11 protein-coding genes are annotated in these 10,289 nt (G+C 66.0%); 7 read left to right on the top strand and 4 right to left on the bottom strand.

Annotated features, from left to right (window positions below; genetic code table 11):
- The first annotated feature begins 258 nt into the window (after window positions 1-258).
- Window positions 259-708 carry a cytidine deaminase gene (locus DQ353_RS20620; protein ID WP_113765060.1) on the top strand — a complete coding sequence of 150 codons (450 nt, stop codon included), beginning with the start codon at window positions 259-261 and terminating at the stop codon, window positions 706-708.
- A 19-nt stretch (window positions 709-727) separates the two neighbouring features.
- Here the strand turns inward: DQ353_RS20620 and DQ353_RS20625 are convergent, their stop codons facing one another.
- On the bottom strand, window positions 728-1,195 hold the full coding sequence (locus DQ353_RS20625) for a MarR family winged helix-turn-helix transcriptional regulator (RefSeq protein WP_113765061.1): 468 nt from the start codon (window positions 1,193-1,195) through the stop codon (window positions 728-730).
- 126 nt (window positions 1,196-1,321) lie between these two features.
- Between DQ353_RS20625 and DQ353_RS20630 the strand changes: the two genes are divergently transcribed.
- The 3 genes from DQ353_RS20630 to DQ353_RS20640 all read left to right on the top strand — a co-directional run bounded on the left by DQ353_RS20630 (window position 1,322) and on the right by DQ353_RS20640 (window position 4,317).
- On the top strand, window positions 1,322-1,897 hold the full coding sequence (locus DQ353_RS20630) for an NADPH-dependent FMN reductase (protein WP_113765062.1): 576 nt from the start codon (window positions 1,322-1,324) through the stop codon (window positions 1,895-1,897).
- 215 nt (window positions 1,898-2,112) lie between these two features.
- Complete coding sequence (locus DQ353_RS20635) at window positions 2,113-3,225, top strand: glutathione S-transferase C-terminal domain-containing protein (RefSeq protein ID WP_113765063.1); 1,113 nt, start codon at window positions 2,113-2,115, stop codon at window positions 3,223-3,225.
- A gap of 174 nt (window positions 3,226-3,399) precedes the next feature.
- Window positions 3,400-4,317 (top strand): SDR family oxidoreductase, encoded by a 918-nt coding sequence (locus tag DQ353_RS20640; RefSeq protein WP_113765064.1) that lies wholly within the window; start codon window positions 3,400-3,402, stop codon window positions 4,315-4,317.
- On the opposite strand, the gene DQ353_RS20645 is transcribed toward DQ353_RS20640, so the two are convergent.
- Together DQ353_RS20645 and DQ353_RS20650 are read right to left on the bottom strand one after the other, a co-directional pair.
- Complete coding sequence (locus DQ353_RS20645; RefSeq protein WP_113765065.1) at window positions 4,314-5,048, bottom strand: class I SAM-dependent methyltransferase; 735 nt, start codon at window positions 5,046-5,048, stop codon at window positions 4,314-4,316. The genes DQ353_RS20640 and DQ353_RS20645 overlap by 4 nt on opposite strands.
- Before the next feature lie 322 nt (window positions 5,049-5,370).
- On the bottom strand, window positions 5,371-6,060 hold the full coding sequence (locus DQ353_RS20650) for a ubiquinone/menaquinone biosynthesis methyltransferase (RefSeq protein ID WP_113765066.1): 690 nt from the start codon (window positions 6,058-6,060) through the stop codon (window positions 5,371-5,373).
- Between the two features lie 139 nt (window positions 6,061-6,199).
- Here DQ353_RS20650 and DQ353_RS20655 point away from each other — a divergent pair, with 139 nt between their 5' ends.
- From DQ353_RS20655 to DQ353_RS20665, 3 genes are all read left to right on the top strand, one after another.
- On the top strand, window positions 6,200-6,760 hold the full coding sequence (locus DQ353_RS20655; protein ID WP_113765067.1) for a GNAT family N-acetyltransferase: 561 nt from the start codon (window positions 6,200-6,202) through the stop codon (window positions 6,758-6,760).
- An 825-nt stretch (window positions 6,761-7,585) separates the two neighbouring features.
- Window positions 7,586-8,062, top strand: a complete 477-nt coding sequence (locus DQ353_RS20660; RefSeq protein WP_113765068.1) for an NfeD family protein — start codon at window positions 7,586-7,588, stop codon at window positions 8,060-8,062.
- Between the two features lie 2 nt (window positions 8,063-8,064).
- Window positions 8,065-9,627, top strand: coding sequence for an SPFH domain-containing protein (locus DQ353_RS20665; protein WP_113765069.1), 1,563 nt, complete (start codon window positions 8,065-8,067; stop codon window positions 9,625-9,627).
- Window positions 9,628-9,735: 108 nt separating this feature from the next.
- Here the strand turns inward: DQ353_RS20665 and DQ353_RS20670 are convergent, their stop codons facing one another.
- A complete protein-coding gene (locus tag DQ353_RS20670; protein ID WP_113765070.1) occupies window positions 9,736-10,134 on the bottom strand; it encodes a GlcG/HbpS family heme-binding protein in 399 nt (132 codons plus the stop codon).
- Between the last annotated feature and the right edge of the window lie 155 nt (window positions 10,135-10,289).

A 10,289-nucleotide genomic window follows, 5' to 3' on the forward strand; every position in this document is an offset into this window, starting at 1 on the left:
CCAGCAGGCGCAGCTTATCAACCGGCGACACTGGGTGTCCCGGCTCGCCACCGGTGGTGGTGAGGGCGTCGATGAGCTGGCGTGTTTCCATGCCACCAGTGTGTGCCGCGGGGCCGGCGGGGCGAGGACCGGTGCCGGGGACCTGTGGATGCCTGGCCAGGCATCATGTGCGGGAAAGCGGCCGGGAGCGGTTGCCCTTGCAGGGATAAGTCCCCTAGGCAGCGGCCGGGAACCGGCATCGCGTGGCAGAATAAACACATGGACTCGAACCAACTGCTTGTCAATTCCGCCATTGAACAACTGCGGAGCAGGTGGCCCGGGGCACAAGACTCGGTTGCGGCCGCTGCCGTTGTTCTGGAGGACGGGCAGATCCTGACCAGCGTCAGCTTCGACAATTTCAATGCCGCCGCGACGCTGTGCGCCGAGGCCGGCGCGGTCGCACAGGCCTACACCCTGGGAAAACGCGTGGTGGCGTCGGCCTGCGTGACCAACGGTACCGAAGAAGGGACCTACCAGGTGCTTGCGCCCTGCGGCATCTGCCAGGAACGCCTGGCCGTCTGGGGGCCCGGGGTCCTGGCCGCGGTGCCGGGTTCGCCGGGAAACGATACGTGGGAAATGCTGACGCTGCGGGAACTGAACCCCTACTACTGGGCAACCTCGTTCACCGCTGACGGACACTGGCCCTCAACCGCCGAGCACGGGGAATAAGCTTCAGGGTCCGGCGCGGTCACCAGAGGTTGCGGTCGACCACTGCCGAACGGATCTTGGCCAGCATGGCCCCGAACTGTTCCTGTTCGGCCCCGGAAAGCGGGTCGAAGAGCGTTTCGCGCACGAACGAGACGTGGTCGGGGGCCGCGCTGCGAATCATTTTCCAGCCGGCATCGGTCAGCTTGATGTCCTGGCCCCGGCCATCACAGCTGGAGGCGCAGCGCTCGATCAGGCCCTTGGCCTCCATCCGGCGCAACAGGTGCGAGACCCGGGAACGCTCCCATTGCAGCGTCGCGGCCAGGTCACCCGAGCGCAGCGCGTCGGGAGCTGTCTGCGAAACCGCGGCGAGTACCGCATACTCGCCGCTGGACATCCCGGCGTCGCGGGTGAGCTGGCGATCCATCGCGCTGGGGAAGCCCCAGAGGAATTCCCGGAACTCCAGCCACAGCTGGGCTTCTGCTTCGTTGAGCCAACGGGGCTCGGACATGGTGCGCCTCACACTTCTTCACATTTGGTTGACATGTCAATCTTCTCGCGGCAGGATTGGGATATCAAGTTTTAGTTGACACGTCAGCAAACAGCCCGCGTGTCCCCCAGTCCAAGGAGACCCAGCATGACCAAGATTGCCATCATCACCGGTTCAACCCGCCCGGGACGCAACAACGCCGGCGTGGCCCAGTGGGTCCTGGAGCAGGCGAACCTGCGCGGCGACGCCGACTACGAGCTCGTTGACATCGCCGATTTCAACCTGGCACTGCTGGATGAAGCCTACCCGGCCGCCTACCAGAACTACCAGAACGAGGCCACCAAGGCCTGGTCCGCCAAGATCGCCGAATTCGATGGCTACGTCTTCGTCACCCCCGAGTACAACCACTCGGTCGCCCCGGCCCTGGCCAACGCGCTGTCCTACCTGAACGCCGAGTTCGCCAACAAGGCCGCCGGCATCGTCTCCTACGGCTCGGCCTACGGCGTGCGCGCCGTCGAGCACCTGCGCGGCATCCTCTCCGAGCTGCAGGTCGCCCACGTGCAGAAGACCGGCATGTTCTCGCTGTTCACCGACTTCGAGAACTTCTCGGTGTTCAAGCCGACCGAGATGCAGGCAGCCTCGCTGGCACCGGTCCTGGACCAGCTGGTGCCGTGGACCGTTGCGCTGAAGTCGGTTCGCGACGCCGCACTGGTTTCCGCCTAGGGGATCATCCCCCCAAGCAACATCGCCTGGCCGGTCCCCATGCAACATGGGGGGCGCGTGGACCGGTCAGGTGATTGCCCCGGGACACCTGCCACATGCCGTTCACCGGACGCGTGGGCCGGCCCGCGGGATGAAGGCCTGCCCCGGAGAAGTCCGCGGGCAGGCCATTCCTTTTCTCCATGGTGCTTCAGGGCACCCGAACCTAGGGTTGGGTTATGAGCGATCAGCAGCACAGCACCGCCGGTGCATACGTCACGGGCGCGGAATTCACGCGCGACACCAACTACATCCAGGACCGGATCGTCGCCGATCCCGACGCCGTGCGCGCCTCCGGCGGGCCGACCGCGGGGACCATCGGCAACGTGCACGCGGGCGTGGCCGAGGGCGCCGAACTCTGGCAGGTTCAAGCCGGGCGCTACCGGCTGGTTGCCGCCCGCGCCTGCCCGTGGGCCAACCGAGCCATCATCGTGCGGCGCCTGCTGGGACTGGAAGACGCGATCTCGCTGGGAACCCCCGGGCCGGTGCACGACGTGCGCTCTTGGACCTTTGATCTTGACGAAGGCGGGGTGGACCCGGTGCTGGGCACCGAGCGCATCCAAGAGAACTACTTCAAGCGCTTCGCGAACTACCCGCGCGGCATCACCGTGCCGGCCATCGTCGATGTGCCTTCCGGCGCCGTGGTCACCAACGATTATCCGCAGATCACCCTGGACCTCGCCACCCAGTGGAAGGCGTTCCAGCGCGAGGGTGCCCCCGACCTGCTGCCCGCGGACAAGCTCGAGGAGATGATGCCGGTCATCAAGCGCATCTTCACCGAAGTCAACAACGGGGTCTACCGCTGCGGCTTTGCCGGAAGCCAGCAGGCCTACGTGGAAGCCTACGACCGGCTCTGGACCGCCATGGACTGGCTCGAGGAACGCCTGGGAACCCGCCGCTTCCTGATGGGGGAGTCGATCACCGAGGCCGACGTGCGCCTGTTCACCACCCTGGTGCGCTTCGACGCCGTCTACCACGGGCACTTCAAGGCCAACCGGAACAAGCTCACCGAGATGCCGAACCTCTGGGCCTACGCCCGGGAACTGTTCCAGCATCCCGGCTTCGGCGACACCGTGGACTTCGACCAGATCAAGAAGCACTACTACGTGGTCCATGAGGACATAAACCCGACGCAGATCGTCCCGGTCGGCCCGGACCTGGAAAACTGGCTCGAACCGCACGGGCGCGAGGTGTTCGGCGGGAACCCGTGGGGGACCGGCACGGTTCCGGAGCCGGTCCGCGATTCCGAGAAGGTCGCCGCGGGGCACAACCCGCTTTACCCGCTGGCCTGAACCACCGAGCCACAAAGCACGTGTGAAGCAGGCCAAGGATCTCCACCCGGTAATCCCGGGTGGGCGTCCTTGGCCTCTGCATCGTTCCACCGCGCGTTGACGACTCCGAAAGCGGGCCGAAGCCACCGCCAACATCTCTGGCCACGCTCCTCGGGCCGGGTCTAGCGTGAAGCCATGGAACGGACACTTGCAGGAAGGATCGCCCTGGTGGCCGGGGCGACGCGCGGGGCAGGTCGCGGCATAGCCGCCGGACTGGGCGAGGCCGGGGCCACGGTGTACTGCACCGGGCGCAGCACCCGGGAAGCCCGCAGCGAATACGACCGCCCCGAAACCATCGAGGAAACCGCCGAACTCGTCACGAAGGCCGGAGGCATCGGCATCGCGGTGGCCGTCGACCACCTGGACTCCGCTGCGGTTGCCGCCCTCGTGGCACGCATCGATGCCGAGCAGGGCAGGCTGGATCTGCTGGTCAACGACATCTGGGGCGGGGAAAAACTCATCCAGTGGGAACGGAACATCTGGGAACATGACCTCGAGGCCGGCCTGCACATGCTGGAACTGGGCGTGAAGACGCACCTGATCACCTCCCACCACGCGCTGGGGCTGCTATCCCGGAAGCCCGGAGGCCTGGTGGTCGAGGTGACCGACGGGACCCGGGACTTCAATGGGGCCAACTACCGGGTCTCCACGTTCTACGACCTGGCCAAGAACGCCGCGCTGCGCATGGCTTTCACGCTCGCCCACGAGCTGAAGCCCCACGGGTGCGCGGCGGTGGTCGTGAGCCCGGGCTGGCTGCGCTCGGAGATGATGCTGGAGAACTACGGGGTCACCGAGGCCAATTGGCGCAGCTCCACCCAGGAGGGCGGGCACTTTGCCGCGATCAGCGAATCCCCGCGCTTCGTGGGCCGGGCAGTCGCCGCGCTCGCCGCTGATCCCGAGGTCTTCTCGCGCAGCGGCGGGTCGTTCTCCAGCGGGGGGCTTGCCCGCGAATACGGTTTCACCGACCTGGACGGGTCGGCACCAGATTGCTGGCGCTACATGGTCGAGGTGCAGGGGGCCGGGCTGCCGGCCAACGCCGCCGGGTACCGCTAGCGGTGTGCCACCACGATGAGTTCCCCGGCGCCGCGGCCCACCGGTTCCCGGTGCCATCCGCCGAACACCGAATCGACGCCCAGGCCAGCGGCCGCCAGGTCGGTTCGCAGTTGCTGCTCGCTGCGGAAGGCCAGCACGGCGTCCTCGAACTCCCGGTTTCCATCCGCCAGCAACCGGTGTTCGGTGATGGACACCAGGCCGCGTTCGCGTTCCTGGGCATCGATCCACAAGTGGACGCCGGTTCCGTCTGCCAGTGTGTACTGGCTGCGGGTGGTGCCCGGGGTCCAGCGTTCCCACGCCCGGGCCTGCGGATCACGCGAATCGAAAACCAGCCGACCGCCGGGCCGCAATGCGCAGTGGACATCGGCCAGCGTGCGATGCCATTCGTCATCGTCGTTGATGGCCTGGGCCACGTGAGAACTCATCAGCACCGCATCGAACGTGGCATCCGGCGGCAGCTGCGCCGAGGTGCCATCGATCCAGTCAACCGCATGGGCGCCCGGCTTAGCCCTGGCAGCGGCCAACGAGCCGGCGTGCGGGTCCAGGCCGGTGACCCGGTGTCCGGCACGGGCCAGGGCGATGGTCAGCCGACCAGTGCCGCAGCCAAGGTCAAGCACCCTGCTGCGGGGTTGCTCGTCAATGAAGGAGAGGAAGAAATCCTCGGCCACGGTCCAGGTGTTCTCGGCATCGTAGAGGTCCGCGTGCTGCTCCGGGGTCAGGAATGACTGCATGGACCGAGCATAAGCGAGTTTTACCAAAGATTGTATAAACATCGTGTTGCAATTGATGCGTACATCTTCGAAACCGTGGGTGCCGGGAACTGCGCTCCGCCGGGGCCGGCGGGGAATCCGGGCATTTCCGCGGAGCAGCGTGGTGTTTCGGACGGAAGCCGGCCCCGCGGCGTGGAGCGCCGGAGGCGTGGGCGACGATGGAGAGCCGGAGGCGTGGGCGACGATGGAGAGCCGGCGCCCTGGCTGAACGCCACCATACCCACCCCGGGGCGCCATCAACGGGTGATGGAGTCGACGGCAGCCCGGTGCGGACGCCGAGGAATCAGCTGGGCTTGCGGGCGGACCAAATCATGTTGGTGCGCAGGTACTTCGGCTTGACCTGGATATCCTCGAAGCCGGCCTGGATGAAGCGCTCGCGCAGCGCCTCGGGACTCAGGAAGCCCAGGGTCGAATCGACGAGGTATTCGTAGGACGCCCGGTCCTTGCCGATGAACTGCCCCAGTGCCGGGATGACGATGCGCATGCCCAGGCGGATGGCCGGTGCCAGCGGCCCGGCCGGGGGAGAGGACTCCAGCGCGGAGACCATGCCGCCGGGCTTGAGCACCCGGAACTGTTCGGCCAGCACCTTGTCCAGGTCGCTGACATTGCGCAGCAGGTAGCCGTGGGTGACCGCATCGAAGGAGGCATCGGCGAAGGGAAGCCCGTGGGCGTCGGCAAACTGCCATTCGATGCCGTCGCCGCCGTTGATCTGCCGGGCCAGGGCCAACATCGAGTCGGAGAAATCGGCGCCGGTGATGCTGGCCGCGGGGAACTGTTTGCGGATTTCGCGGGCGATGACGCCGGTTCCGGTGGCCAGGTCGAGGTAGTCGCGTCCCGGGAACGAGGTGGCGCGGGCGGCGACCTCGCGGCACCAGGTTTGGTGCGAGCCCAGGGTCATCAGGCGGTTGATCAGGTCGTAGCGCCGAGCGACGGAATTGAAGGTCGCCTGGACTGAGGAATCTTTGTTTTGCATTGCCGCCGGTTCTTGCGTGGGAGTGCTGGTGGGGTTCGTCTTCGAGTCTATGTGAGGGCGCGGTCCGCGGCGGCATTGAGCGCACCCGTTCCGGGACGCCGGAGGGCAAGGTGGGGGGCGTCGTGCCACCATGGGAAGCATGGAGATTTCCACCAAGCGGTTGCTGCTGCGCGATTACGGCCCCGGCGACTTGGACGCCGTCCATGCCTTCGCCTCGGACCCGGTGGTGTGCGCCTTCGCCGAATGGGGGCCCAACACGCCGCAGGAGACAGCGGTGTTCTTGGAGGAATGCGCCGCGGAGCAGCTTGCGGCGCCACGGGAGACCTGGACCTTGGCGGTTGCCTGGGGCGGCTCGGTCATCGGTTCGGTGGCGCTGATGACCGGGGAATCGGACCTGGTCCACGGGCCCCGTGAAGCGGAGATCGGCTACGTCCTGCGCCGGGATGCCTGGGGCAACGGGTACGCGGCTGAAGCCGCCGAGGCGCTGCTGGCTTGGGCCGGGGCGCATCTGGGGATCACGAGGGTGGTGGCCACCTGCCGGCCGGAGAACACCGGCTCGGTGCGGGTGCTGGAAAAGATTGGCATGCGGCAGGTGGACCACCTGCGCGACCACAAGCGCATCGACGGAAAGGCGCGGGATTCGCGCGTGTTTGCCGGCCTGCTTCCGGTGGGCGAACCCGCTGGGACATCGGCCGGGTAATGGTTCACCGCCCGGTATGCCGGGCTGCCGGTTGCGGGAACTCCTCGCCGCCGTGATCGGTGTTCCACCGCCAAGGATGGGCCCACCCGGGGTAGGCCGCGAGCTGGATCCCGGCTCGGAAATGCATCACGCGTCCCGACTCCAGGGATGCCCCGGTCGCCGCAGCTGAAACCGCCAATCGAGGCCCGGTGCGCCAGGGGTGTGGTAGCGGTAAATCCACTTCATCGATTACTGTCGGCCGCCGATCCCGAGGTCTCCGAGTGACCTGTTGATGGATCCTCTGCCGGTATTGGGCCTGGTGCCGGTCCTGGCGGTGCTCGGGCTTTGGTGATGGCAGGTACCTGCGTCCCCGGGGTCGTTGGCCCCGGGGACGGGATCCATCGAACGCGTCTTCAACGTTGTCGGCGACGGGCTCTTCCTGCCCGAGCCACCGCGGAATTGCCTGCGCCGGGATCGAATCCTCGGTCGTCTCGGCGCCGGAACGGCGAGGTTGGATCGACCCCTGCTCAAAGTGTTGAGAGCTTCCGGCGTGTCTCGGTGGATGCGCCCTTTCGGCGAACCAGCCATGCGGGTGTGCAAGTTCCGGGCAGCGACTGCAGTCCGCATATGGCGGGCTTGTGACTGCGCTAACCCAACTTTATACAGCTAACCAATAGACTTTATGTCAGGCGAGGCAATCGAGGGAGTCCGCCGGGGTGCCTAAACCGACGCTTCGGGAAGCAAGGACACTTCGGGAAGCACCTGAAACGTGGGGCTCCGCCATTGCCAAAGACTTGAATCATGCCGTGCCATGTGGCCCGGCAATCAACCCACGAAGGAATCCACATGCTCGCATTCGCAGTGATCGGAGGCCTTGGCCTCCTGCTCCTCATCGTGTCCATGACCCTGGGAGAGCTTGTCGATTTCTTCGACGGAATCATCTCCACCACTGCTGTCGGTGCGGCAGCCACGCTTTTCGGCGCAGCGGGTGCGATTGTGTTGCTCAACGACGGGCCACTCTTTCTGGCCTACAGCACGGGAGCCATTCTGGGAGTCATTGGCATCGTCGGCGTAGCGCTGCTTGCGCGAAAGCTGGCAAGTATCTCCAACGCCCAGCCGCACGAAGTCATCGGCCTGCTTGGAGTTGCCACCACAGACATCAACGACATCGTCGGGAAAGTCCAGTTGGACCACCCCGATGAAATCAACCAGCGCCTCGTATTTTCAAGCAGCCCTATCGAGAAGGGCACACCAATTGCCGTCGTGGCAATTGTTGGAGACCGCATCAGGGTCGCATCCACCTCTGAACTGAACGGAGTTTAATCATGGATCTTGCCGTAAATGGAACCGTCATCGCCGTCGCAGCAATCCTCGCTGTCCTCATAGCCCTCATCTGGTACGCCACCACCAGACTGGTAACCGTGGCACCCAACCAGGCAATCATCCGCGCCGGCAAGGGATCGAAGGGGCAGGTGCAGATCTTCACCAAGGGCATCGTGCTTTTCCTGCCGGTGATCCACCAGAAATACGTCATGTCACTCGAGCAGCGCCAGGTGGAGCTTGCCGTGGAAGGCGTTGACAAGAACTTCATCACCACCTCGGTGACAGCCAGCCTGAACTTCAAGTTCGACGATTCGGTCGAGGGAATGAGCAAGGCCGTCCAACGGTTCCTCACTCATTCGAAGGAGGACCTGAACGCCTCGGTGACCAAGTCAGCCGAGGGCGTGCTGCGCGGCATCGTTTCGGCCATGTCGGTGGAGGACGCCAACAACAACCGCAAGGAATTCCAGGACCAGTCCCTGGAATCGGCGGTCACCCAGTTCGCCGAACAGGGCATCCAGATCGATGCCTTCAACATCTCTTCGGTCAGCACCCCGTCACGCACGGTGCTGGGCCCGGACAACAAGCCCACGACCATCGACTACCTCGAGGAAGTCGGAAAACCGGGCCTGGAACGGGCCAAGCGCGAAGCACGCATCGCCACCTCCAAGGCCTTCCAGGAATCCGAAGCCGCCCGCATTGCGCAGGAGGGCGAGACCGCAGCACTCGAGCGGGACCTTGCCATCAGGAAGGCGGAATTCAAGGCCGAACGGGACCGTGCCGAAGCCATTGCAGAGGCAGCCAAGGGGATCGCCACCGCGGAGCAGGATGTGACCGTCGCCGAGCTGGAGCGCAAGGCCCTGGCCGAGAAGGCCCTGGTGGAGCAGGAGCGCCTGGACATCGAGGTGCACAAGCCTGCCGACGCCCAGGCCTACAAGATGCGCACCGACGCCGAGGCCAAGCGGGACGCGGACGTGTTCAGCGCCACCGCGCGGGCCAACTCGAAGGCCATCGAGGCCGAGGGCTCCAAGAAGGCGTCCATCGCCGATGCCGAGGCCCGCGCCGCTGCCCAGACCGTTGAGGCCGAGGCCTCCAAGAACGCCGAGGTGTTCAAGGCCCAGGGTCTGGCAACAGCGATCGAGCTCAATGCCAAGGCGGAAGCCGACGCCGTGCGCCTGCGTGGCGAAGCGGAGGGCGCATCGATTGCTGCCATTGGCGAAGCCACCGCCAAGGCCGAGGACGCGAAGGCCGTGGCCTTGACCGGCCACACGCAGGCCTCGCTGGCGTTCCTGGCGATCAGCGCCCTGCCGGACATCGTCAAGGCCAGCTCCGATGCCGTGGCCGGCATCGACAACTACACGGTGATCAGTTCGGACGGTGCATCCGATGCCGTCAAGCAGGCCAACCGCATCGTCACCGAGGGCCTGGCGATGATCAAGGGCAGCACCGAGATCGACATCGCCGGAATGCTCTCCGGGCTCCTGAACGGCGCGGGAACTACCCCAGAAGCGGTCTCGGCAGCGGCACCTGTCGTGCGATCCGAGGAATCGGTCGCCGAGCGGAACTGACCGAACCCGCTGGACCCATCCGCCGATCGCCCCACCAAACCGGCGGGGCGATCGGCCGTGGTGAACCCTGCCCGGGGACCTCACGCAAGGGCGGGCATCCCGGACCGGCTAAAGCGCGGTGCTGCCGGCCTCCGCGACCTCCTGGTCCTGGGCTCCGGACCCGCCGCTGACCCCGACGGCGCCGACGACCACGCCGTCGCGGCGGATCGGGATGCCGCCTGCGAAGATCATGATGCGCCCGTGGTTGGAGGCATGGATGCCGTAGAACTGCTGGGTCGGCTGCGAATTCTCCGCCAGGTCCTTGGTCGGCAGGTCGAAGGCCCGGGCGGTGAAGGCCTTGTTGATGGAGATGTCGATGCTGCCCAGCCAGGCACCGTCCATGCGCACGTGGGAGACGAGGTTCCCGCCGGCGTCGACGACGGCGATGTTCATGGGCTGGCCGATTTCGGCCGCGCGCGCCTCGGCGGCGGCAATGATGGTGCGGGCGTCCGCGAGATTCAATGACATGGCACTGCTCCTTGAAATAAGGGTGGATGGCTACTTGGACAGGTAGCCGTTGGGGTCCAGGACGTACTTGGTGGCCGCGCCGGCGTCGAACTCGGCGTAGCCGCGCGGGGCGTCGGCCAGCGTGATCGCCTGCGCGTTCACGGCCTTGGCGATGT

This window comes from Arthrobacter sp. AQ5-05 (assembly GCF_003287975.1).
Taxonomy (GTDB): domain Bacteria; phylum Actinomycetota; class Actinomycetes; order Actinomycetales; family Micrococcaceae; genus Paeniglutamicibacter.